Annotated in this window: 20 protein-coding genes; 12 read left to right on the top strand and 8 right to left on the bottom strand. The window is 73.1% G+C overall.

Annotated features, from left to right (window positions below):
* Positions 1-12 precede the first annotated feature (12 nt).
* The 3 genes from ACFW5B_RS16890 to ACFW5B_RS16880 all read left to right on the top strand — a co-directional run bounded on the left by ACFW5B_RS16890 (position 13) and on the right by ACFW5B_RS16880 (position 2946).
* Positions 13-690 carry an AIM24 family protein gene (locus ACFW5B_RS16890; protein ID WP_386439569.1) on the top strand — a complete coding sequence of 226 codons (678 nt, stop codon included), beginning with the start codon at positions 13-15 and terminating at the stop codon, positions 688-690.
* Between the two features lie 137 nt (positions 691-827).
* Positions 828-1562, top strand: coding sequence for a ribonuclease H (locus tag ACFW5B_RS16885; protein ID WP_386439567.1), 735 nt, complete (start codon positions 828-830; stop codon positions 1560-1562).
* 511 nt (positions 1563-2073) lie between these two features.
* The gene (locus ACFW5B_RS16880; RefSeq protein WP_386439565.1) at positions 2074-2946 is read left to right on the top strand and encodes a hypothetical protein; all 873 of its coding nucleotides are present in this window, start codon (positions 2074-2076) and stop codon (positions 2944-2946) included.
* On the opposite strand, the gene ACFW5B_RS16875 is transcribed toward ACFW5B_RS16880, so the two are convergent.
* Complete coding sequence (locus ACFW5B_RS16875; protein ID WP_386439563.1) at positions 2943-4163, bottom strand: SGNH/GDSL hydrolase family protein; 1221 nt, start codon at positions 4161-4163, stop codon at positions 2943-2945. The genes ACFW5B_RS16880 and ACFW5B_RS16875 overlap by 4 nt on opposite strands.
* Positions 4164-4276: 113 nt before the next feature.
* Here ACFW5B_RS16875 and ACFW5B_RS16870 point away from each other — a divergent pair, with 113 nt between their 5' ends.
* On the top strand, positions 4277-5248 hold the full coding sequence (locus ACFW5B_RS16870) for an NAD-dependent epimerase/dehydratase family protein (protein WP_386439561.1): 972 nt from the start codon (positions 4277-4279) through the stop codon (positions 5246-5248).
* Here ACFW5B_RS16870 and ACFW5B_RS16865 read toward each other — a convergent pair.
* Positions 5185-7581: an FUSC family protein gene (locus ACFW5B_RS16865; protein ID WP_386439560.1), complete on the bottom strand. Its 2397-nt coding sequence runs from the start codon at positions 7579-7581 to the stop codon at positions 5185-5187. The two genes, ACFW5B_RS16870 and ACFW5B_RS16865, sit on opposite strands and share 64 nt — an antisense overlap.
* A 353-nt stretch (positions 7582-7934) precedes the next feature.
* Between ACFW5B_RS16865 and ACFW5B_RS16860 the strand changes: the two genes are divergently transcribed.
* Positions 7935-8486 carry a DUF4232 domain-containing protein gene (locus ACFW5B_RS16860; protein ID WP_386439559.1) on the top strand — a complete coding sequence of 184 codons (552 nt, stop codon included), beginning with the start codon at positions 7935-7937 and terminating at the stop codon, positions 8484-8486.
* An 82-nt stretch (positions 8487-8568) separates the two neighbouring features.
* Here ACFW5B_RS16860 and ACFW5B_RS16855 read toward each other — a convergent pair whose 3' ends face one another.
* Positions 8569-9525: an NAD-dependent epimerase/dehydratase family protein gene (locus ACFW5B_RS16855; protein ID WP_386439558.1), complete on the bottom strand. Its 957-nt coding sequence runs from the start codon at positions 9523-9525 to the stop codon at positions 8569-8571.
* 194 nt (positions 9526-9719) lie between these two features.
* Here ACFW5B_RS16855 and ACFW5B_RS16850 point away from each other — a divergent pair, with 194 nt between their 5' ends.
* Positions 9720-10430, top strand: coding sequence for a TetR/AcrR family transcriptional regulator (locus tag ACFW5B_RS16850; protein ID WP_386439557.1), 711 nt, complete (start codon positions 9720-9722; stop codon positions 10428-10430).
* 93 nt (positions 10431-10523) lie between these two features.
* On the opposite strand, the gene ACFW5B_RS16845 is transcribed toward ACFW5B_RS16850, so the two are convergent.
* The 5 genes from ACFW5B_RS16845 to ACFW5B_RS16825 form a co-directional block, all read right to left on the bottom strand.
* Positions 10524-11108 (bottom strand): hypothetical protein, encoded by a 585-nt coding sequence (locus tag ACFW5B_RS16845; protein ID WP_386439555.1) that lies wholly within the window; start codon positions 11106-11108, stop codon positions 10524-10526.
* 252 nt (positions 11109-11360) lie between these two features.
* The gene (locus tag ACFW5B_RS16840; RefSeq protein ID WP_386439553.1) at positions 11361-12032 is read right to left on the bottom strand and encodes a response regulator; all 672 of its coding nucleotides are present in this window, start codon (positions 12030-12032) and stop codon (positions 11361-11363) included.
* Positions 12029-13408: a sensor histidine kinase gene (locus ACFW5B_RS16835; protein ID WP_386439552.1), complete on the bottom strand. Its 1380-nt coding sequence runs from the start codon at positions 13406-13408 to the stop codon at positions 12029-12031. The genes ACFW5B_RS16840 and ACFW5B_RS16835 overlap by 4 nt, the downstream gene beginning before the upstream one ends.
* A gap of 1 nt (position 13409) precedes the next feature.
* Positions 13410-14570 (bottom strand): acyltransferase, encoded by a 1161-nt coding sequence (locus ACFW5B_RS16830; RefSeq protein WP_386439550.1) that lies wholly within the window; start codon positions 14568-14570, stop codon positions 13410-13412.
* Positions 14563-15531, bottom strand: a complete 969-nt coding sequence (locus ACFW5B_RS16825) for an alpha/beta hydrolase (protein WP_386439548.1) — start codon at positions 15529-15531, stop codon at positions 14563-14565. Before ACFW5B_RS16825 ends, ACFW5B_RS16830 begins: the two co-directional genes overlap by 8 nt.
* A gap of 395 nt (positions 15532-15926) precedes the next feature.
* Between ACFW5B_RS16825 and ACFW5B_RS16820 the strand changes: the two genes are divergently transcribed.
* The 6 genes from ACFW5B_RS16820 (at position 15927) to ACFW5B_RS16795 (ending at position 24016) form a co-directional block, all read left to right on the top strand.
* Complete coding sequence (locus tag ACFW5B_RS16820) at positions 15927-18503, top strand: AMP-binding protein (protein WP_386439547.1); 2577 nt, start codon at positions 15927-15929, stop codon at positions 18501-18503.
* Between the two features lie 408 nt (positions 18504-18911).
* Complete coding sequence (locus ACFW5B_RS16815) at positions 18912-19541, top strand: dihydrofolate reductase family protein (RefSeq protein WP_386439545.1); 630 nt, start codon at positions 18912-18914, stop codon at positions 19539-19541.
* A gap of 286 nt (positions 19542-19827) precedes the next feature.
* Entirely contained in the window at positions 19828-20637 is an 810-nt protein-coding gene (locus ACFW5B_RS16810) for a thioesterase II family protein (protein WP_386439543.1), read from the top strand.
* A complete protein-coding gene (locus ACFW5B_RS16805) occupies positions 20634-22244 on the top strand; it encodes an MFS transporter (RefSeq protein WP_386439541.1) in 1611 nt (536 codons plus the stop codon). Before ACFW5B_RS16810 ends, ACFW5B_RS16805 begins: the two co-directional genes overlap by 4 nt.
* Before the next feature lie 279 nt (positions 22245-22523).
* Positions 22524-22787, top strand: coding sequence for an acyl carrier protein (locus tag ACFW5B_RS16800; protein ID WP_386439539.1), 264 nt, complete (start codon positions 22524-22526; stop codon positions 22785-22787).
* Positions 22787-24016, top strand: coding sequence for a beta-ketoacyl-[acyl-carrier-protein] synthase family protein (locus ACFW5B_RS16795; RefSeq protein WP_386439537.1), 1230 nt, complete (start codon positions 22787-22789; stop codon positions 24014-24016). The genes ACFW5B_RS16800 and ACFW5B_RS16795 overlap by 1 nt, the downstream gene beginning before the upstream one ends.
* The last annotated feature ends 89 nt before the right edge of the window (positions 24017-24105 follow it).

Here is a 24105-nt window from a genome sequence, read left to right as displayed (position 1 = left end):
AGCATGCCGGCCATGAACAGTGACCTTTTCGCGTCGGAGAACATGGCCGCACCGGCCACCGCACCCGGGATGACGCAGCAGAACGCCAAATCGCTCAAGTACGCGCTGGACGGGGAGTGTTACGCCCGGCAGGGCGCGATGGTCGCGTACCGCGGTGACCTGCAGTTCGAGAAGCAGGGGCAGGGCATCGGTAACTTCCTCAAGCGCGCGGTCACCGGCGAGGGGCTGGCGCTGATGGCCGTTCGGGGCCGCGGTGAGGTGTGGTTCGCGCACGAGGCCGCGAACTGCTTCATCGTCGACCTCGCCCCCGGCGACTCCCTCACCGTCAACGGCCGGAACGTGCTGTGCTTCGACCCGTCCCTCTCCTATGAGATCAAGGTCGTCAAGGGTGCCGGAATGGCCGGCGGCGGGCTCTTCAACTCCGTCTTCAGCGGCCAGGGCAAGCTGGGCGTGATCTGTGAGGGCAACCCCATCGTCATACCCGTGTCCCCGCAGTCCCCGGTCTTCGTCGACACCGACGCCGTGGTCGGCTGGAGCAGCACGCTGCAGACCTCCCTGCAGCGTTCGCAGAGCCTGGGCTCGATGCTCCGCGGCGGCTCCGGCGAGGCCGTCCAGCTCCGCCTCGACGGTGAGGGTTTCGTGATCGTCCGGCCCAGCGAACTCCGCCCGGAGAAGGAAGCCGGCAACTGACCCGGATCAGTCCCGGACGGGCACACCGGCGGCCAGGCGCGCGTCCGTCCGGTCGACCGTGGATGCGCACGCCGGAGCGGGGCGGCCGCAGGGGCGGGCCCGCGGAGGCGGCTTCGCGCGGCGGGCCGTCGCCTGGCATGATCGCGCCCATGGCTGAACGCGTGATCGCCGCCTGTGACGGCGCCTCGAAAGGAAACCCCGGGCCCGCGGGCTGGGCCTGGGTCATCGCCGACGGTGCCGGAACCGTCGTCCGGTGGGAGGCCGGGCCGCTGGGCACCGCGACGAACAACGTCGCGGAACTCACGGCACTGGAACGTCTGCTGACAGCCACCGACCCGGCCGTCCCGATGGAGATCCGGATGGACTCCCAGTACGCGATGAAGGCCGTCACCACCTGGCTGCCCGGCTGGAAGCGCAAGGGCTGGAAGACGGCCGCCGGCAAGCCGGTAGCCAACCAGGAACTGGTCGTCGCCATCGACGCGCTGCTCACGGGCCGCTCCGTGGAGTTCCGGTACGTCCCCGCGCACCAGGTGGACGGCGATCCGCTCAACGACTTCGCCGACCGTGCCGCGAGCCAGTCCGCGACCCTTCAGGAAGCCGCCGGCAGCGCACTCGGCTCCCCGGAGCCGCCGGCGGCCCCCGACACCGTACGGCCCGCCGGCACCCGCCGCCGGACCAACGGCCCCGCGGCGAAGAAGGCCTCCGCGCCCCAGCGACGCACCACGGGAAGCTCGACGCGGACCCTCAAGGCCAAGTTCCCCGGCCGCTGCCGCTGCGGCCGCTCCTACACGGCGGGCGAAACCATCGCCAAGAACCCGGACGGCTGGGGACACCCCGACTGCCGCACGGAGGCGGGCGACGGCGCCTCCTGACTGCGGTCCCGGCGCGCCCTCAGCCGCCTTTCCGCGCTTTCCTCCCTCTCGGGCATCTCACGCTCCTCTGCCTTTAGGCGGAGGAGCTGCCCGAGAGGGTCTTGTTTTTTCCGGTGGCGGATTTCTTCCCTCCAGGTGTCTGTCCGCCGGAATTCCGCCGGCTGAACTGCAGTATGCGCCGGGCATCTCACCGGGAAAGGCCATACCTGAGGCGTAGGCCATCCGACAGATACGGCATTCGCCATTCGAGGTCGTAGTGGCAACTCGCGACACCCTGCGGAAGTTACCGGGAAGTCCGGGGAACCCGCGCTGAGCAGCCGCGCTCTCCCTATGTGCCCGAGGCAGGGAAATCTCCTTACCGCAATCTTCGGGCGAGTTCGGGAACAGGCCGGTGCATCGGCCACCCGGCGCAAGGGAGGAAGAAGAGATGTCACACGACAGAACACACTCGGCCCGCACGTCCCGGAGTGAGCCATTGGCAGGGCGGGGCCGGCGTGCGGCCCTCGTCGCCGTGACCGCGCTCGTCGCGGTCCCGCTGGCCGGCGCCCACGCCACCACGGCCTGGGCGGCCGACAGTACGACCCCCTTCTACAAGAGCGACCAGGAGGTCATCGACTACATCAGTACGTTCGCGCCCCTCAAGGACACCGCGGCCGTCCAGGGTTACCCGGTCACCGGCCAGGACGCCAAGGAAATCACGCTCGAAGACGTGAAGAAGACGGGCTATACGCCCGACCAGGCGGTCCAGGATGCCCAGCAGATGCTGAACGGCTTCACCTCCACCCCTGATGCCGAGAATTTCGGCACGGAAGAACGCCCGAGCAGTAAGGAGGACAAGGACCCCGGCTGGCTGGGCAACTGGGATGCGAAGTCCATCTGCGGTCAGCCAAGTGACCTGCTCGCGAAGCAGAACCACAAACTGACCTGTGGCTTTGTGGGAAAGATCGACAAGAAATACCCGGTGATGAAGACCACGGACCGGGTCCCCGGCGGGACGCATCTCACCTACGTGACGAATGTCAGCATCGGCACGGAAGAAAAAGAGGTCAGTGGCTGGAAGGCGGGCGGCAAGCTCACCTTCAACGCCTCGCCGGAGAACAAGGGCGGCAGCCTGGAGGGCAGCTTCGAGTACAACCAGTCGACCGAGACCACGAAGAAGTGGGCGAGCGTGGACGAGCAGCGCAGGGACTTCTCCGTCCCGAACGATGTGGCCGGTGCAGCGTTCCAGGCGCATGCGAACGCCGGGTGGTACACCGGATACATCGTTCAGAAGGTCGATGACACCGACGCGAAGGCGGAGAAGATCGTCGCGATTCCCGCACGTGTGCTCATCCAGGCGCCGACGGACGACGTTCCCCTTACGTGGGTCGGGCGCCAGACTTAGGCGGACACGCTCCGGGCCCGCTCGCCCGCGAACGGGCCGTCGGCACCGAAAGCCAGGGCGGCGAAGCGTTCGCCGATGCGGCGATGGGTGGCGGCGTCCGGGTGGAGGCGGTCGGGCAGCGGGAGTTCGGCGGCGTCCGCCTCGCCGTAGAGGGCGCGGCCGTCGAGGTGGTGCAGGTGGGGGTCGTCGGCCGCGCGCTGCTGCACGAGGCGGGACAGTTCGTCCCGGATGATGTTGAGGGTCAGCTTTCCGGCGGCCCGTTCCGCGGGGTCGCCCGCGGCCTGGAACCGGAGCTCGCCCGCGGCCAGCTCGCTGAAGTCCGGTGCGCTGGGGCCGGGGGTGTCCTCGTGGATGGGGCACAGGATCGGAGAGACGACCAGCAGCGGAGTGGTCGGGTGGCCCTCGCGGATGGTGTCGAGGAAACCGTGCACCGCCGGCCCGAAGGCGCGCAGCCGCATCAGGTCGGCATTGACCAGGTTGATGCCGATCTTGATGCTGATCAGGTCCGCCGGGGTGTCCCGTATCGCTCGGGCGGTGAACGGGTCGAGCAGGGCGCCACCGCCCAGCCCGAGGTTGGTCAGCTCCACCCCGCCGACGGCGGCGGCCAGCGCGGGCCAGGTGGCGCTGGGGCTCGCGGCATTGGAACCGTGGCTGACCGAACTGCCGTGGTGCAGCCACTTCTTGCGGCCCCCCTCCGGGAGGGGCTCGACGGGGGCATCGGTGCGCAGCGCGATCAGCTCGGTGATCTCGTTGTGCGGCAGCCAGATCTCGACGTCCTTGACGCGGTCGGGGAGACCGGTGAACCGCGCGGTGCCGGGCGGGCCGGGGCGGGTCTCCGCGGTGCCGGTGGCCATATCCATCATCAGCACGTTGCCGCCGCTCACCCCGGCCTGCCCGGTGAGCTTCCCGTCGACGAACAGGTCGTAGACGCCGTCGGGGCGGGGCGGCGCGCCCTGGTAGGCGTTCTTCGTACGCAGCGCGTCCACCTCGATGACGGTGGCGCGGGTGCGGAACACCAGCCGGACGCCCGACGGCTGGGCCTCCGCCATGGCCAGTTGCCCGTCGGCGCACTGGGCGCGGGCGCGGGCGGGCAGCCGGTGGGGAAGGATGCCGTGCCCGGTGTGCTCCAGGTCGAGGGCACCGCGCAGGAGTTCGGCGGTGACGGGTGTGGTGATCCGGCCGGTTGCGCAGGGGGCGGGGTCGTGCTGAGAACTCATGATCCCATCCTGTCAACCGGATACCTGATCCGCACATCATTTTCCGGCCCGCCGCCCGCCGCCCGCCGCCCGCCGCCCGCCTCGTGCCGTAATCGTCGGTAGCGTCGAGGACCATGCGGATTCCGGTACTGGGCGGGACACAGTTCGTGGGCCGCGCCATCGTGGACGATGCCCTGCGGACCGGCGCGGAGGTGACCTTGTTCGGCCGGGGGAGGACCGGGACCGAGCTGTTCCCCGGGGTGCCCCGGCTCATCGGTGACCGGGAGACCGGTGACTACACGGCGCTGCGCCACGGCAGTTGGGACGCGGTCGTGGATGTCAGCGGCTATGTGCCGCGGCACGTCGGGCAGGCGATGGACGCGCTGGAGGACCGGGCCGGGCGGTATCTGTTCGTCTCCAGCCACGCGGTCTACCAGCGCGCGGGGGTGGGCCCGGGAGCGACCGAGGACGCCCCGCGCCGGCCGCCCGTGCGGCACACCGAGCAGCTCAGCGAGGACACCTACGGCCCGCTCAAGGTGGCCTGCGAGGACGATGTGGTGGCCCGGTACGGCGCGCGGGCGACGGTCGTACGGCCGGGAAAGGTGGCCGGGCCGCACGACGCCCAGGACACCTTCACCTACTGGGTACGCCGGGCCGCTCGCGGTGGGCGGGTGGCACTGCCCGCCGACCCCGGGCAGCCGGTGCAGGTCATCGACGCGCGCGATCTGGCCCGGCTGGTGGTGCAGTTGCTGGCCGACGGGCGTCCCGGTGCGTTCCACGCGGTGGGGCCGGACGAGCCGACCACCCTCGGCGGGCTCATCGAGACCTGTGCGCGGGCGGCGGGCAGCGAGATCGAGATCGTTCCGGTGTCGTCCGAGGGGCGGCCGCCATTGTTCCCGCTCGTCCGGCCGGACCGGTCGACACAGCAGCGCAGTCCGGCGCGCGCCCGCGTGGCGGGCCTGCCCGCGACCCCGCTGGCGGTCACCGCGGCCGACGTCCTGGCCTGGGACCGCGGGCGGGGTGAGCCGCCGCTACAGGTCGGCTACACCCCGGAGGAGGAGCGGGCGGTGCTCGCGCGGCACGACTCCGGGGCCCTCGACGGGTGACCTGCACGGACCGGGGCGCAAGACCACCGCCCGGCGCCGCTCAGCCGGCCTTGCCCCCCCCTGGGCCCGGCCACCGGTACATCGAGCGGACGGGCCAGACCCACCACACCCTCGTCGAGCCGCTGGAGATGCCGCAGCACGCGGAAGGTGACGGTGCCTGACTGGAGCGCCCCCGAGCCGGCCGCTTCCAGCATCGCGGCGATGCTGAAACCGGAATCGATCTCGCCCTCGGTGCTCTCCTCCAGCACCCGGGCGACGAGCAGATCGATGTTCTGGCCGATGCGCCGCCCGGCGCGGGCCAGCCGCGGATCGGCCGCGACCGTCCTGCTGTACGGCACGAGTTCCGCCGTCGCCGCCAGGGAGCGGGCGTGATAGGCACAGGTCTCCAGGAGCGCCACCAGGTAGCGGACGGTCCGCCGGCGGCCGCGGAGCGGGGTGATCGGGTGCGTCAACGGCTGGGTGGAGGAGCGCAGTTCGTCCAGCGCGGTGTCCAGATCGCGCGCCTTGCCCAGCAGGTCGACGGCGGGCCCGCCGCTGAGCTGCTCCACCGCGGCGGACACCACGTCGCGCAGCCGGACCAGTACGGTGCCCAGCAGCTCGTCCGTTCGGCGGTCGGTGTGCACCGGCAGCACCACCACGGCGCCGATGATCCCGCAGGCCGCGCCCAGTGCCGTCTCCTCGATCCGCAGTACCAGTACGTCGAGGCTGTAGGTGTTGAGCAGGGTGTAGAGCAGCCCGAGCATCGCGGTGGTGAAGAAGGACATCAGCGCGTACGACAGCGGCGCGGTGAACCACATCCCGAAGATGCAGAGCAGCACCAGCGCGAACGCGGCCCAGGTGTGGTCGCCGACCAGCCCGGCCAGCGCCACACCGGCGACCACGCCGAGGACCGTGCCGACCAGCCGGCGGTAGCCCTTCACCATGATCTCGCCGGTGGACGCGGTGTTGAGGAAGACCACCCAGCAGGTCAGCACCGCCCAGTACCAGCGCTGGCTGGACAGGAACTCACCGCCGATGACGGCCAGCGTCGAGCCCACCGCGACCTGGAACGCGGCCCGGGTGGTGGGCCGTTGGAGCCCGGTACGGTCGTCCTCCGGTTCCTCGCTCTCGTCGGTCCCGACGATCGAGAGGTCCTCGGCGTCGAACTCCTCACGCGAGCGCGTGGTGGCGGGGGAGTCGTCCGACTCGTCCTGCGGCCCGTCCAGCGCCAGCCGCAGACCCAGGACGGCGCGAGCGGTCTCACCGAGGCCACGGAAGACGTCCTGGACGGCGGCCGAGGCGGGCGGCAGGTTGTCCTCCTCCCGGTAGCCGAGCAGCCGGTTGCGCACCATGGCCAGTGCGGTGCCGCGGTCGTCGGGCGCGCGCCGGGCGACCAGCAGCAGCAGCGCGTTCAGATCCCGGTGCAGGGTGACGAGTGCGTCGTCCTCGGTCCGCGTCCGCTTGGCGGTGGCCGGCACCGGGGCGTCCGGCAGATGCATGGTGATGGTGTCCGCGCGCTCGGCGGTGCGGGCGTTGAGGACCAGCATCCCCAGCCGCTCGGCGGCGATCTCGGCGTCCGCGACGCGGCGCTGCACCAGCCCCGCCGTGGCCGCGTCCCGGGTGCCCTCCTCCAGGTGCCCCTGGACCATCAGCGCCGCTTCGTGCAGCCGGGCGGTATGCCGCCGCAGGTCGTCCACGACCTCGTCGAAGTCGTCGGAGCCGGCGTCCAGCAGCTCCAAGTGGGTCGCCATCAGTTGGGCCAGACGCGCCCGGAAGGCTTCGCGCAGCCGCCGCAGGGTGCGGGTGGGGGTCTCCGGGACGACCGCGAACCGGACGACCGAGCTGCAGGCGAAGGCGATGCCCAGCGTCAGATACAGCCCTGGCAGGGCGGGGCCGGTGGCCTGCACGAACAGCGAGACGAAGTAGACCTGGAAGCCGATCAGCCCGAGCGCGGTGCCGCGGTCGCCGAACCGCCGGCAGTAGACCGCGCCGAAGATCAGCAGGACGAAGAACAGATCGCCGGGGACGACCAGGGTGTGCAGCAGCGCCGCCAGCGACATCGCGGCGAGCGCGACGGGCAGGCCCAGCGCGAGCGTGACCGCCTGGCCGCGTACCTCCTTCTCCTTGACCGCGAAGGTGGCCACCATGGCGGTCATGGCGCCCGCGACCATCAGCGTCACATCGGTGTGCAGCAGCGCCAGGACGACGAGGGTGAGCACGATGGCTCCGACCGTGCGCAGTCCCGCCATCAGCCGCAGGAGCCCTGGGTCGGATGCGGCGAAGCGCTCCCAGGTGTGCGTCCCCGTCCGACGTATCGCTGCCAGCACGCTGCCGTACACCCCAATTTTTGCCATGATCCGGAGTGCCCCAGCATCGCACGCCTGCTCGGACCGGGTTCCGGCGCACCGTCCCCGGCCCTCCCGAGAAGCCTCCCTCCGGCCCCCAACTCCCCATATACGTCTCATTGCAGGCACTCTTCGCACTCCCGCCATTCCGGGGCGTCCCGTGTTAGCGAGGCGTTAGCCGATCATCAGTGGCGGCGCCGAGGGTGGGAGGTGCACAAACGAACGAGGGTGCACCGGCCGGTTGCCCGGCCCGGCCCGGTCCGCTCCCGAACCCTTCCCGGGGTGCGGGCGGAGCCGGGGTGCGGCCGGCCGGCGTGCCGATGACGTTCTCCGGGTGCCGGAGAAGAGGGAGTTGATGACTGATGTCGATGCGTGCTCTGCGAACCGCCGCCACCGTTGCGGCCGCCGTCGTGCTGGCCGCGGGCGCGAGCGCCGGGATGGCCTCCGCCGCGGGTGCCCCGGGCGCTACGGGGGCCGGTGCCGCGGCCGCCGCGTGCGCGCCGGGGACGCTGAAGGTCACCACCACCGACGCGGGTTCGAGCCAGGCGGGAATGAACCACCAGGGCACCTATCTGCGGGTGACCAACACCGGCGGCAGCACGTGCGCGATAAGTGGCTACCCGGGGCTCGCGCTGGAGGGGGCCGGGCACACGGCCCTGAAGACCCGGGCGCAGCACGGTGACACCTACTTCGCCAAGGACCCGGGCGTGCAGCAGGTCACCCTGAAGCCGGGCAAGAGCGCCTATGCGGACCTGGTCTGGTCGCACGCCGGGCCGTCGTCCGCCCAGGCCAAGTATCTGCAGGTCTCGCCGACGGGCGGCAACGCGCACGGCGTCGTGGCGTTCGACAACGCGGTCGACGGCGGCAAGCTGGAGGTGACCGCCTGGTCCGCGACGCCCCCCGGCGCCAACTGACCGCTGCCGGAGCGCACCGAGGGCCGACGCACCACGCGTCGGCCCTCGGTGAGGTGCGGCGCCGGCCACCGGCCGGGCCGGGTCAGCTGCGGGTGCCGGCCAGCAGCGCGCGGTACCACTCGACGGTGGCGTCCAGGGTCTCGTCCAGCGGAGTCGGGCGGACGCCGAAGGCCTGCTCGAAGGCCGTGGAGTCGACGATCTGCGGCTCGGTGTGCTGGTAGAACATCTCCGCGTACTCCGCCATGAACTCCGCGTCGAACGGCCCGAAGGGGCGGGGTTCGGAGAGGACCACCCGCTGCAACGGGCGCCCCACCCGCCCCTCGATCATCGCGTGGATCTCGCGGGTGCTGACGGCGGGCGCGGTGGGCAGGTGCCAGACCCGGCCGTCGCCCTCCGGGTGCGTGCCGAGCGTGGCGAGCCCGGCCGCCACGTCCCGGATGTCCGTGTAGCTGTGCGGCAGATCGATATCGCCCATGGCGAGGACCTCGCCGCCGCTGAGCGCGGACGGGAAGACCGCACCGCCGAGCGTCGAGTTGAGCACTCCGGGACCGACGAAGTCGGCCGACCGGCCGAGGACGACCCGGGCCCGCCCGGCACCGTCGGCGGCGAGATAGCGCTCGTCCAACAGCGCCCGCATCCGCCCCTTGCGGCTCGTCGCCCGCCACGGGGTGTCCTCCGTCATCACCTCACCGTGCGTCTCGCCGTACGGATACAGCGTGTCCAGGACGACCAGCCGCGCCCCGGTCGCCTCGACGGCGCCCAGCACCGCGCACTGGACCCGGGGCATCACCTCGACCTGCAGGTGATAGGCGACATTCACACAGTGGTAGACGACCTCGGCGCCCGCGACGGCGGTCAGCGCCCCGTCGGCCGTGCTCACGTCGGCGGTGAACTGCTGGACACCCTCGGGGGCGTTCGCCGGCGCGGTGCGGCTGACCAGCCGTACGGCGTGGCCGCGGCGCGCGAGCTCACCGGCGAGCGTGGTACCTGCCGGGCCGGCGCCCAGTACGACGTGCAGCGATTCCGAGGCAACAGACATGGCCGTTCCTTCTCTCCGGGCCGAGGGGCCGCAACGCGGGTGAACGACGAGCGGGCCGGGCTTCGAGCGTTGGCCCCTCGCTTCTGTTAGGGACCATAACTCTTGTGATGAGGTATCGCAACAGATGGGTTGGCTAGGATCAGCGATGACCCTTCACGCATGCTTGAATCCGTCACGAACGCAGGAGGAGAACCATGGCCGCCGAGGCACGGAGCCCCCGGGCCCGCTACCGCGAGCAGAACCGCGCGGAGATCAAGGCGGCCGCGCTCCAGCAGCTCGCCGAGGGCGGCGTCCAGGCCGTCGCGCTCACCCGTATCGCCAAGGACATGGGGCTCTCCGGCCCTGCCCTCTACCGCTACTTCGCCGGCCGGGACGACCTGCTGAACGAGCTGATCCGGGATGCCTACGACGACATGGCGCAGGTCGTCGGGCGGGTCGGTGCGGTGCGGGCGGACGGTGCGCGCGCCGCCCTGCACGCCCTCGCCGCCGCCTACCTCGGCTGGGCCGTCGAGCAGCCGCACCGCTATCTGCTGGTTCAGGGCACCTCGCTGCCCGGATACGCGGCGCCGCCCGACACCCTGCTGCGCGCGCGGGCCGTCCTGGCGCCCTTCCTGAAGGTGTTCGCCGCGGGTGTCCCCGCCGAGGCGCTGCGGCCGCTCGTCGACGAGACGGCCGCATGGGTACGCAAGGAGCGCGACGTCGCCGACTGGCTGGCCCAGCACACCGGGCTGGCCCCGCAGGACGACGCCGCGGGGACCGCCCTCGCCGGCGCGATGCTGGTCTGGTCGCAGCTGCACGGCACGGTCAGCCTGGAGGTGTCCGGTCAGTACGCCGGGATGGGACACCGGGCGCAGACGCTGCTCGCCGCGCAGATCGACACCCTGGCCGACTCCTTCCAGCTGTAGCCGCGGGCGACGCCGGGGCGGGGCCGGGCCCCGGCGTGACACGACCACCAGGCGCCGGGCGCCTCGGCACCCGGCCCGGTCCGCGGCGGTGCCTCAGTGCCGGGCGGCCCCGCGCGGCGGCATCCAGTGGTGGACGGTGAAGTCGCCCTTCTCCAGGGTCTCGATCGGTGCCGAACTCAGGCACTTGCCCACGCTGTTCTTCGGCAGGCCGTCCACCGCCCAGCTGTAGCCCATCCGGTCCTGCTTGCCGTCGTCCAGCACGGTGAAGCCGAACCGCTTGCCCCTGAGGTCCCCGATCTTCGGCATGCCCGGTGCGTTCCGGAAGCGCATCTCGGTCACGACGCCGGTGGCGACGGCCGTCGGCCCGCCGGTCAGCAGGCAGTCGATACGGCCCTTGAAGTAGCCGCCCCACTCCTTGCCGATGTGGTGGCTGACGTAGACCGTCCCGTGCGCCCCGCCGGCGAAGCCACGGGCGGCGATGCGGAAGTGCACGTTGTCGCCGGGCTGTCGCGCGAGCTTGGCGGAGCCCGTGAGCGACGGCTCGTCGGCGGTGTGCCGGGCGGCCGTGGTCCCGGTCCCGGCCGCTGTGGCGGGACCGGTCGTGCCGGGGATCAGCGCGGTCGCGGTGCACACGGCGAGAGCGGCGGCCACCGCGAACGGGCGTCGGATGCGGGGCATGGGGTCCTCCTGCGGATGCGGTCGGCACCGGAACCGGTGCGGCAGGGCGTCGAATCCCCGCTGCTCACCACGGTCCCGTCCACCGCGCCGCCGGGCATCGCTCCCCAGGCGGGTCCCGCTCCGCCCCGTGGCGGAGCGGGAAGGGGTACCCGGGGCCGATGCCGGGCGACGTCACAGGCCGCAGGATGGCCGCCCGGTCCGGCCGCGGCGACGCGCCCGCCGGACGGCTCGGCATCCGGCCCGGGGCGCGGCTCAGTAACCGGCCGGCCGGACCAGCCCTGTCTCGTACGCGAAGACGGTGGCCTGGGTCCGGTCGCGCAGGCCCAACTTGTGCAGGATCCGGCCCACATGGCTCTTCACGGTCTGTTCCGCCAGCACCAGCCGCTCCGCTATCTCGCCGTTCGTCAGACCCTGCGCGACGAGGGACAGCACCTCCGTCTCGCGCTCCGTCAGAGCGCCGACGCGCTCCTTGAGCGGGGTGCGCGGCGAGCTGGTGACCCGGGAGAACTCGGCGATGAGGCGCTTGGTGACGTTTGGCGCGAGCAGCGCGTCGCCGGCCGCCACCACCCGTACGGCATGGGCCAGTTCGTCCGCCGAGGCGTCCTTGAGCAGGAAGCCGGAGGCACCCGCGCGCAGCGCCTCATAGACGTACTCATCGAGGTCGAAGGTGGTCAGGACGAGGACCTTGACGGTGGACCCGTCCGGTCCGGTGAGCCGGCGGGTCGCCTCGATACCGCCGAGCCGCGGCATCCGCACATCCATCAGTACGACGTCCGGCGCGAGCTGACCGACCTGGGCGACGGCGTCGAGACCGTCCACGGCCTGGCCGACGACCTCGATATCGGGTTCGGCGTTGAGCAGCACCGTGAAGCCCTGCCGGACCATCATCTGGTCGTCGGCGATCAGCACGCGGATGGTCGTCATGGGGCAGGGTCACCGGGCTCGGGATCGGCAGGCCGCGCGGCCTGGGCGGGCAGAATCGCGGTCACTTCGTAACCGCCGTCGGGGGTGGGGCCGGTGGCGAGTTCGCCGCCGAGCATGGTGGTGCGCTCATGCATGCCCAGCAGACCGTGACCGGCGCCCGGTGAGGGCGGAGTGGGCCTGACCGGCGCGGAGTTGGCGACCCGGACGGTGACACCGCCGGACCGGTACCCGATGGCCACCCGCACCTCCGCGCCGGGCGCATGCCGGATCGCGTTGCTGAGCGCCTCCTGAACGATACGGAACGCCGACAGCTCGACCCCCGGGGACAGCGGGCGCGGCTCACCGGTGACCTCGGTGCTGACCGTGAGCCCGGCCCCGCGCACCGGGCCGACCAGCTCGTCCAGCCGGGCGAGGGTGGGCTGCGGGGCGTGCCGTACCCCGTCCGCCAGGGCGTCCTCCGAGCGCAGCACGCCCAGCACCCGCCGGAGTTCGGTCAGCGCCTCGACGGCGCTGCCGCGGATGCCCGCGAGGTTCTCCTTGAGCTCGTCGGTGGGTTCCTTGACCAGATGCGGGCCGACCTGCGCCTGGATCGAAATCACCGACATGTGGTGGGCGACCACATCGTGCAGCTCCCGGGCAATTCGGTTGCGCTCCTCCAGCAGCGTGCGCCGGCCCCGCTCCTCGGCGGTGACCACCTCCAGCTCGACGAGTTGGGTACGCGCCACCCGGCGGCCTCGCAGCGAGGTGCCCACCACCACAGCGAGCACGAAGATCACGACCTCCTGGGCGACCGTCACGTCCTGGGAGGAGGTTTCGAGGACCGGAGTGGCCGCACCCGGCAGGAGGGCCTCCTCCGGTACCGGTGCCAGGAACGCCAGCGCGGCCACCGCCGCCAGGAGGGAGAGCACCAGAGCCTCGGCCGCCGCGCGGGGGCGGACCCGCAGTGCGAGCAGGAGCAGCACCAGGGCGTGCAGGGCGGTGCCCGGGACGCTCCAGGACCACAGCGGAGCGTGGCTGACCTGGAGCGTGCCGGTGTTCCTGGCCAGGAAGAGCGCGATCGTCGACAGCCACCAGGCGGGCACCGGACGGGACAGTGCAAGGACCACGGCGCCCGATTGGAGCACCGCGAGCACCAGGACGGCCGTCATCGTGGCCGGCCCGGAATACCCTTCACCCTGCACCGCGTTGAGCCAGCCCAGCAGCACCGCGGCCAGCACCACATGGGCGTGCGGCAGCCGGCCCAGCCAGCGCATCCTGGGCAGCGGGTCCCGCGCCACCGTCCACAAATCCTCGCGCAGGGTACGCGGATACCGCCGCACGGCCGCCCACAGCCGTGGCCCCCCGGTTTTCCCGCCCCCCTGGCTCACAGGGTGCATCCTAAGCACGCCGCACCGCCCTGGCCTCCACGGGACGTCCGGTACGCACCACCGTGCTGCCGGCGCGCCGCCCCTGCTCGTACATGTGGAACGCCGACCGGCACACCAGCAGCGCCAGCGCGAACACCGGGAGCCAGGCCAGCCGGGCGACGACCCAGCCCACACCGTCGGGAACGGTGTGCAGACCGGGCAGGAACCCGCCCGTGAGCAGTCCGACCGCGGTGACCGCCATCATCGCGGTCTGGTGCCACAGGAACAGCGTCATCGCCGACAGGTTCATCAGTGCCACCGCCGCCCAGACCGCCGGGCGGCACATCAGCCGCCGCAGCGGGCCGAGCAGCAGCAGCGCGGCCCCGCACTGGGCCAGACCGAAGGTGGCGGCCGCGAGGGTGGGCGGGTTGAGGTTGGACAGGGCGGCACCGGGCACCCCGACCATGGAGGCCGGGTAGCCGCCCCACAGGACGAGTGCGGCGGTGGCGACGGCGCCGCCGAGCAGCAGCACCCATCCGGTCGCCCGGCCCCGCAGCCCGCCCCGGGACCAGGCCGTACCCAGGCAGTACGGCACCAGCCAGCCGGCCGCCACATTGACCCAGCCGAGCCAGACCGGCCCGCCCAGGCCGAACCGGATCAGATCGATGTGCAGGACGACGGCGAGCGGCCACAGCGGATGCAGCCGGGCGACCAGCGGAGTCGCCGCCGTCAGCACCGCGAAGACCAACAGGAACCAGAGCGGGGACAGCGCCAGTCCGCCCAGCGCGCCGACGGTCTCCAGACCGGCCCCGGCGACGAGCAGCCCGCCCGCCACCAGACTCCAGACGACCAGTACGGCCACCACCGGCCGGAACAGCCGGGCCGTCCGGGCCCCGAGCCACCGGCGGTAGGTTCCGCCCCGGGCACGCGCTGCGGTGAAGCTCTGCGCCGCCATCCGGCCGCCCACCAGGAAGAACACCGCCAAGGTCTGGAAGAGCCAGGAGGCCGGGGTGAGTTGGGGCAGCAGGCCGAGGGGGCTGACGGCGCGCACCCGCCCGCTGTCGGCGACCAGGGCGGTCACCAGCCAGTGTCCGAGCATCACCCCGAGCATGGCGAACGCACGCAACGCGTCCACACCGCGGTCCCGGTCCTCCGGCGTCGCGGCCTCGATCCGCCTGATGAGCTCACGCATGGCGACTCCCCTCGGAGGGCGCCCGACCCGAGACGATCCGGGCGAGATTGCGCAGGGACACGGAACCGGGCCTGAGATAGTCGCTGTGGCCTCCGGGGCCCGCCGGGAAGACCCGGGCGCCGAAGCCGGGTGCCACCGGATCGGCCCCCAACCCGACCGTCCCGAACGGAAGGTGGACCTGCCCGTGCGGCACATCGGCGATCCAGTCGTCGTCACCCCGCCCGGCCCACACGGTCGCCCGGGTGTGCAGCGCCGCGACGCTGTCGGCGCCCGCGCCGGGACTGCCGAACAGCACGAGGTCCGTGGCCTCCAGCCCCGGTGCGGCCCGGCCGCAGACCACGGCCGCGTAGGAGTGGCAGAGCACCGAGATCCGGGCCGTGGGCCGGAGCGCCGCCACCGCACCGGTGAAGGCGCGCAGCCCGGGAGCGGCCTCCGCCGCGAGCCGGGGGGTGAGGACCTCCGGGCTCACCGTGCTCGGCGTCCGGTACCCGAGCCAGGCGACGACGGCGGACCGGCCGCCCAACTCCCGCTGCAGCGCCACGGCGCCGTCGAGGAGACGCTTGTACCGGTCGAGGCTGGTGTCCGAGCCCGGCACCAGTACGGCGATCCGCTCGGCCCGTGCCAGATCGCCGAAGACCTCGGTGGTACGGCCTCCGTCGCGGCCGTCGAAGAACAGGAACTGCCGCTCCGGACGGGCCATTTCGCGCAGCGCGTGGGCCCGTGCCCGGTCACCGTGGCCCTCGGCCATCCGCTCCGCAGTGCGGATGCCCGCGCGGTTGACGGCGTACCGCCCGGCGAGTGAGCCGGGCCCGGCGTCCCGCAGCGGGGCGAGGGCCCTGGGGGCAGGTGCCGGGACGGCCGCGGGACGGGCCGCACCCGAGACGGGCAGCACCACCGAGGTGACGACGAGAGCGGCGAGCAGGGTGCGCAGCGAACGGCTGCCGCGCGGGCGGGACGCCATGTGGAAGGTCCTTCCGTACCGGAAGCCGGTCGTGCTTCCGGCATTGACGTTATGGAGCCCGGTACTTGGCCGACGTCCCGCCGGGGAGCGTACTTGCGGCCTAGCTCTCAGGTATCAGGGGTAGGGGGCCGGTTCCGGGCGGTCTGTGCTCCGAACCGCTACTGGATCTTCCTTGAGGCCGATCTGCTAGCGTTTGCGTCCCGCAAGCGCAAAATGCTTGCGCGTCGGGGGCACACGAGGTCATCACCCGGAAAGCAGCCCCGCACCCTCTCCTATGCCGTGGCGCGGAACATCGCACATGACCGCATCGGTTGCCCGGCAGCCTCAGCAATGCGTGGACGGCGCCGCATGCCTCGTTCCTCCGTGACTCCCCGTCCGCGAAAGGCGAACGTCTGATGACTTCGAAAACCGGTGCCCTGCTGTCCGCCGCGATCGCCGCGCAGGCGAGCGACCGCCCCGAGAGGACCGCGCTGTCCTGCGGGGAGCACAAACTGACGTATCGTCAACTCAACAGGTCCGTGGACACCTTGGCCACCCGGCTGCGCGCGCTCGGCGTCGCGGCGGAGCAGGTGGTGGTCATCGATCTGCCGGTCGGCTTCGACACCGTGATCGCGATGGCCGCGGTCAGCCGGGTCGGCGCGGCCTTCACACTGCTGGAGCCGGATCTGCCGGACGCCCGCAGGCAGCTGATCATCGACGACTGCCGGCCGGCCGCGCTGCTCACCGAGGCGGGCCCGACGCCTGGCCCGCGGCCGGGGCCGCCGCTGGACGAACGGCTGGTCCGCCGTACCTCGCCCGCCGCGTACGTCGGCTACACCTCGGGGTCGACCGGCGTTCCCAAGGGCGCCGTCATCGAGTGGGCCGCCCTGGAGAACCACGTCCGGCGCACCATCGACCGGTACGGCCTGACCTCGGCCGACACCCGGCTGCTCTTCTCCTCGATCGCCTTCGACCTCGCCCTCGAACAGATCTGCACCACGCTGGCCGTCGGCGCGGAACTCGCCTTCCGGGACGAGGCGTTCGTCTACGGCGGCGCCGAGGACTTCCTCCACCACTGCCGCCGGCTCGGGGTCACCGTGCTGAGCCTGCCGACGGGTGTGTTCAACCGCTTCGGCGCCGAACTGGCCGGGTCCGCCGCGCACCTCGCACCGGACCTGCGGCTGGTGATGGCCGGCGGCGAGGCGCCGACCCGGGCTGCGGTGGCCTCATGGGCGCAGGTTGCGCCGGGCGGCACCCGTGTGGTGAACGGCTACGGCCCGACGGAGACGGCCGTCGTGGTCTGCTACCGGGACCTGTTGCCCGGCGACCCCATCGCGATCGGCGCACCGATCGACGGTGTCCGCTTCCGGCTGGCACCGCTCGACACGGAGGGCAACGCGTCCGAACTGGTCGTCCAGGGCGTCGCGGTCGGTCGTGGCTACCTGGGGCGGGCGTCGTCGGCGGCGGCGTTCTGTGTGCTCGACGGCGAGTGGTCCCATCGCACCGGCGACGTGGCCACCGCGCGGCCCGACGGCGGCTACGACCTGCACGGCCGGTTCGACGCCCAGGTCAAGGTGCACGGCGGTTTCCGGGTGGAGCTCGGAGAGATCGTCGCCCGGCTCCTGGCCCTGGACTTCGTCCTCGATGCGGTGGTCGTGCCGTTCGACGGGGCCGGCAGCCGGCTGCTGGCCGCGTTCGTCCGGCTCGACGGCGGACTCGCGCCGCCCCAGGACCCCGAAGCGGCCCTCGTGCGGCACCTCGCGTCCGTGCTGCCCGACTACATGGTGCCCTCGCAGGTCACCGTGCTCGACGCGTTCCCGCTGACCTCGCGCGGCAAGGTCGACCGGGCGGCGCTGACCGACCGGGCACAGCACCGGCCGGACGGGGCCGCCGAGGAGGACGCCGATCCCGCGGACGTCACCGCACAGCTGCGGCTGGCCTGGCGTCAGGTGCTGGGCAGCCCGCCGCAGGACGGGGCGACGAGCTTCTTCGCGGCCGGCGGCAACTCGGTCCGGGCGATCGAGCTGATCAGCCGGATCCGCACGCGGCTGGACGTGCGGCTGCGCGCCGCCGAGCTGTACCGGACCCCCGGATTCGACGCCCTGGCGCGGCTGCTGGCCGACCGCCGGGACGGGATACCGACCGCGCACCACACCACCGGCACCACCCTCGTCCCGATGCGTCCGGCGGGCGACGACCGGCTGTGGGTCTTCCTCCCGCCGCTGTCCGGCGCGGTCACCCGCTACGCGTCGCTGTCCCGGCTGCTGCCCGCCGACGACACCGTGTGGGCCATGGAGACCCCGCCCGAACTCTCCGGCAAGGGCATGGCGGCGCTCGCCGACGGGCTCGCCGAGGTGCTGCTCGCGCATGACGTCGACCGGTTCGGCACCATCTGTGTGTCCGGCTTCTCGCTGGGCGGGGTGTTCGGCTACGAGGTCGCCCGCCGGCTGTACGACCGCTGCGGCGACAAGGTGCGCGCCCTGCTCCTCGACCCGCCGGACCCCGGCGCCCACCGGGTGCGGGTGCAGGACGCGTTCGACATCTTCGTCCGCGTCGGCTGGTCGATCCCGGTGCCCGCCGAGCAGTTCACCGACGAGCGCGGCGGGTTCGACCTGGCCGCGGTCACCGCGGCGGCCAAGGACGCAGGGACCCTGGCGCGGGACGCCGGCCGGCAGGAGATCGAGGACGCCTGGACCGTGTACGAATCCAATGCCCGGGTTCTCGACGGCTTCGAGCTGAGCCCGCCCGGCGGACTGCCGGTGCGCATCCTCCAGGGCGACACCGGGGGCGAGATCGACTACGCCCGCCGTGGACCGACCGCGGTCGACGCCGGCGGCGACCTGCCGTGGACGGGCGGACGCGCCCTCGGCCAGTGGCGGGACATCCTGCCGGACGACGCCGTGGACCGGCTGCCGGTCGATCACTTCGCGCTGCTGGAATCACCCAACGACGAGTTGGTCCGCGACTGGCTCGACGTCCGGGCACGGGAGTGACCCGCGACGGCGGCCGCTGACGCGCGCGGGCGCACGGCCCGGGGGCGCGCCCCGGCGGGCATGCCGACGGCCGCCCGGCGCGCCGCCGGACCACGCAAGTCACCGCGGGCGTCGCGCTGGGCGGCTCCCTGCCGGCCGCGGCCGGCAGCTTCACGGCCGGGCTGCGGACCTCCATGGCCACCGGCGCGGCGGCGTATCTGACGGCCGCCGTGCTCGCGTTCCTCTGCCTCGCGCCGAAGGAGCCCCGTCAGGGCACCGGCTGACGGGCGCGGGCGCCGATGTACCGCGCCCGCGGCGACTTGTCATGGTATGTACCCAGGACCGGCCGATCGCGCGGCGAGCGATGAGTTCCCGCCGCTCCGGGAGTCACCCCTGAGACCGAGGATTCCGCACCCGAAGGGCACCACCATGAGCACACTGATCGTCACCGCGTTCGTCACCCTTGACGGCGTCATGCAGGCCCCCGGCGGCCCGAACGAGGACGTCGACAAGGGCTTCGCGCACGGCGGCTGGCAGGTCCCGTACGTCGACGAGGACTTCATGGGCCTCATGACCGGGATCTTCGAGCAGACCGCCGACCACCTCCTGCTCGGCCGCAAGACCTACGACATCTTCGCCACCTACTGGCCCCGCGTCACCGACGAGAACAACCCGATCGCGGTGAAGCTCAACACCATGCCCAAGTACGTCGCCTCACGCACCCGGAACAGCCTGGAGTGGAACAACTCCCATCTGCTGACGGGCGACGCCGCACAGGCCATCGCGCGCCTCAAGGAGCAGCTCGACGGCGTGCTCATGACGCAGGGCAGCAGCGACCTCATCCGCACCCTCCAGCAGCACGACCTCGTCGACGAGTACCGGCTGCTGATCAACCCTGTGATCCTCGGCACCGGCAAGCGGCTCTTCGCCGAGGGGGCCGCCCCCACCGCCTGGCGGCTCAGGGAATCCCGCACCACCAAAGCGGGCGTCCAGTACTGCGCCTACGAGCGGGCGGGGAAGCCCGAGTACGGCACCTTCGAGCTCGACGAGGAGGGGTGAGGACACCCGGCGCACCCGACGTGCCCCCGCTGCGCTGAGGCCCCGCGAGCGGCCGGGCCCGGCGACCCGGCTGCCGCCGTTGGTGTCAGAGGGAGGTGGCGCCGTGCGTGGTGTGTGGAGTGCGCGGGCGGCGGAGGGCAGGGTCGGCGTGGGCACCGGACCGGTGCCCGGCCGGACCTCTCCGGGCCCGTCGGCCGGCCGGGCGCGCCGCCGGCATGCCCCGGGCGCGACGGCCGCGCACGGGCGGAGCCCCGGTCAGTGGAGCGCGAGGCGAAGGGCGTGTGTCGTGGGTGTCGGATTCACAGCGGAGCCGCCGTCGGCAACGGCGTCGGCGGTGCCGGAGCGGGTCGTGCTGGCAGCCCGTCCGCAGGCGGCGCTGCGCCTGTACTGCGTGCCGCCCGCCGGGGCCGGACCGGACTGCTATCTGCGCTGGGCGCCGTTGCTGCCGTCGTGGATCGAGCCCTGCTCCGTGGCGCTGCCCGGCCGCGGCACCCGCGCCGCCGAGCCCTCGCTGACCGACCCCGGCTACCTCAGCGCCCGGCTCGCCGCGGTGCTCGACGACTGGACCGACCCCCGCCCGTTCGCGGTCTTCGGACACAGCGCGGGCGCGCTGCTGGCCTACGAGGCGACCCGCCATCTGCGGCGCACCCACGGCCGGCTGCCCTCGCTGCTGGCGGTCTCCTCGCTGTCGGCGCCGCACCTCGACGCGTACAGCGCGGGCCTCCCCCCACGGCTGACCGCCGGGCTGGACGGCATCCGCGAACTCGTCGGCCCGATCCCCGACCAACTGCTGGCCGACGCCCGCCTGATGGCCGCCGCCTGCACCCCACTGCTGGCCGACTGTCTGCTGCTCCTGCACTACCGGCACCACCCCGAGCCACCGCTCGACGTGCCGCTGGCCCTCTACGGCGGCGAAGGCGACCCCGTCACCCTCGTACCGGACCTGAAGGCCTGGAACGACCTGGTCACCACACCCGCCCCGGCCCAGCTCTTCCCCGGCGGGCACACCTATCTGCAGACGGAGACGAAGGCCCTGGTCGGCCACCTCACCGGGACCCTGGACGCTGCCCGCAACCGCCCCGTGGCGACGGCATGACGGCCGCCGCACCGGCCCGTCCCGGGGCCGCCCCCGCGCACCGCGCGGCAGCGGCCGCCGTGGTGTGCCTCGGGCTGTTCATGCTCGGCCTGGATCTGACGGTCCTCAATGTCGCGGTGCCCGATCTGCAGAGCGGCCTGGACACCTCCACCGCGCAGGTCCAGTGGATCGTCGACGGCTACGCCCTGGTCCTGGGCGGAACGGTGCTGGCCGTGGGCGCCTTCACCGACGCCTGGGGCCGGCGGCGTTCCTTCGTCTGCGGTGTGGCGGCCTGCGCGGGCGCCTCCCTGGGCGGCGCGCTGGCCGCGCAGCCGTGGCAGGTGATCGCCGCGCGGTGCACCATGGGGGCCGGGGCCGCGCTGCTGATGCCGGCGACCCTGGCGGTCCTTCACCATCTCTTCCCCGAGGCCCGGTTGCGCAGCCGGGCGATCGCCGCGTGGGCCGCGGTCGGCGGCATGGGCGGGCTGTGCGGTCCGGTCATCGGCGGCTGGCTGGTGGAGCACTTCTCCTGGCGCGCCGCCTTCTGGATCAACTTGCCGCCGGCCGGGGTCGTCATCGCCCTGGCCCTGCTGCTGGTCCCCGAGTCCCATGCGCGGCGGCGCAGCGGCTTCGACGTGCCCGGCGCCGCCCTGTCCGCCGCGGGACTGCTGGTCCTGGTGTGGTCGATCACCGAGAGCCCGCACCGCGGCTGGACCAGCCCGGCCGCCCTGACCGGATTCGCCGCCGCCGCGGTGCTGCTGGCCGCCTTCGTCCACCGGCAGCTGCGCACGCCCGCCCCGATGCTCCCGCTGTCCCTGCTGCGGGTGCCGGCCATCGGCGTGGCCGCGGCGGCCCTGGCGCTGATGTCCTTCGCCATGTTCGGGGCGCTGTTCGTGCTGACCCTCTACCTCCAGGGTGTGCTGGGCTTCAGCCCCTGGCAGGCCGGACTGCGGACCCTGCCGCTGCCGGCCGGACTGGCGCTCGGCGCGGTGTGCGCGGTGCCCGTACGGGCCCGGCTGGGCGGCCGGGTCCCCGTGGTGGGCGGCCTGGCGCTGGTGACGGCCGGCTTCGCGATCCTGGCGACCACCACCCCCGACTCGGACTACCCGCACTGCGCCGCCTTCCAGCTGGTGGCGGGCGTCGGCGCCGGGCTGGTGGCGGCCGCGGCCACCGAATCGGTGATGGGCTCGGTCGCCACCGAACGCGCCGGACTCGGCTCGGCCATCAACGACGCCACCCGCCAGGTCGGCTCCGCCCTCGGGGTGGCGGTCCAGGGCTCCCTGCTCGCGGCCGTCTTCACCTCCCGGCTCTCCGCCTCCCTCACCGATCTGCACGCCCCCGCACCCGTGGCCGCGGCGGCCCGGCACAGCATGCTGTCCGTCCCCGCCCAGGCGATGCGGCTGCCCGGCCCGCTGCGCCACAGCGTGCTGGCCGCCGCCCGCCGGGCCTTCACCGACGCCATGACGCTCACCGCCGTCGTCGCCGGAGTCGTCACCCTGCTCACCGCCGCGGCCGCCGCCCGCTGGCTCGGCCGGCCGGACCGTCCCGGCGGCGCCCACGAGGACGGCCGCGCCCGGTTCCCCGGACCGCACCTGGTACCCAGGGAAGAAGAGCGCCCGGCGCTATAGAGCGACAAGTCACTCGTTCAGAGGTGCCTTCAGGTCCCTGGCCCGCGGACCCGGTCGGCGACAGTAGACCGCGAGCCCGCCCCCTGCGCACCGGCTGCCTCCCCGCCCGTCTGGAGCCGCGATGAACCCCCCGCCCGCACCGCCACCTCTCACGGTGCCCCGGGCTCCCGCCGCGCGGACCTGCGGTGCCCGTCCGCGGCGACCCCTGGGACGCGTCTCCCCGGGACGGCGCCCCGTCCGCGGCGGCCGGCCCCACCACCCCAACCGAAGGAGTCACCCGTGCCCACCAGTGCAGAGCTGATCACCAGCACCCTCACCGAAACCTTCGACCTCGACCCCGCCGAGGTCACCCCCGAGCGCACCTTCGAGGAACTGGGCCTGGACTCCCTCGCGCTCGTCGAGATGGGCCTGATGCTCCAGGAGCGCACCGGGATCTCCCTGGACGACGTCCCGATGCGGACGACCATCGGCGAACTCGCCGCGCTGATGGACCGCAGCGAGGCCGACAAGGCCCTGACCACCGCGCCGAACAGCGGCAGCTGATGCCCGGCCCGTGCCGTGAGGTCGCCGTCACCGGCCTGGGCGTGGTCAGCCCGGCCGGGATCGGCGTGCGGGCGACCTGGGACACCCTGCTCACCGGCCGGTCCACCGCCGCCCGGGACCCGGGGCTGGCCGGACTGCCGGTGGACATCTCCTGCCGGGTGCCCGACTTCGACACCGCACGCCTGGTCGGCCGGAAGGCCGCCTGGCGGCTGGACCGCTTCGTCGCCATGGCCCTGCTCGCCGCCCGGCACGCCGTCGCCGACGCGGGCCTCGACCCCACCGACTGGGAGTCCGCACGCGTCGGAGTGGTCATCGGCACGGGCACCGGCAGCATGGAGCGCTATGCCGGCGAGTTCGCCAAGCTCGCGGCAGGCCGCCCGCTGGACATCTCGCCGCTCGCCATCACCCGCAGCGTGCCCAACATGGCGGCCGCCGAAATCGCCCTCGATCTGACCGCCACGGGGCCCAACTTCGCCGTCTCCACCGCCTGCGCCTCCGGCAGCAGTGCCCTCGGCGTCGCCCGCGATCTGCTGCGCGCCGGGACCTGCGACATCGTGCTGGCCGGCGGCGCGGAATCCGCCCGCCACCCCATCCCCGCGGCCTGCTTCCACCGCATGGGCGCGCTGTCCCGGCGTACCGACGACCCCGCGGCAGCCGGCCGCCCCTTCGACGCCGCGCGCGACGGATTCGTGCTCTCCGAAGGCGCCGCCGTCCTCGTGCTGGAGCGCCCCGAGCACGCTCGCGGCCGCGGCGCGAACCCACGTGCACAGCTGGTCGGATACGGGGCGAGCTGCGACGCCTACCACTACGCCGCCCCCGACCCCGAGGGCCGGGGCGCCGCGGCCGCCCTCACCGCGGCCCTGGCCGACGCGGAGCTGACGCCCCGGGACATCGACCATGTCAACGCGCACGGCACCGGAACCCGCCTGAACGACCTCGCCGAGGCCCGCGCGCTGCGCACCGTCTTTGCCGAACCCCCCGCCGTCACCTCCCTCAAGGGCGCGCTCGGCCACGCCATCGGAGCGGCGGGCGCCATCGAGGCGGCCGTCACGGTCATGAGCCTGCAGCAGGACACCATCCCGCCCACCGCCAACCACGAGGACCCCGACCTCGACATCGACCTGGACATCGTGGCCAAGGCCCCGCGCCGCACGCCGCTGTCCGCCGCCGCCAGCACCTCCTTCGGCTTCGGCGGCCAGAACGCGGCCCTCGTCTTCCGGTCCGCCTGACCGCCGGACCGGGGACGTACGGCCGCCGTGAGCCACCCCGTCGCACCCGACACCGCGAGCCGACCACCTCACCCGTCCCCGCCCGGGGC

This window comes from Streptomyces sp. NPDC058773 (assembly GCF_042746015.1).
Classification (GTDB): Bacteria; Actinomycetota; Actinomycetes; order Streptomycetales; family Streptomycetaceae; genus Streptomyces.
The sequence above is the reverse complement of the archived record's forward strand: the minus strand, read 5'-3'. Positions and strand labels throughout refer to the sequence as shown.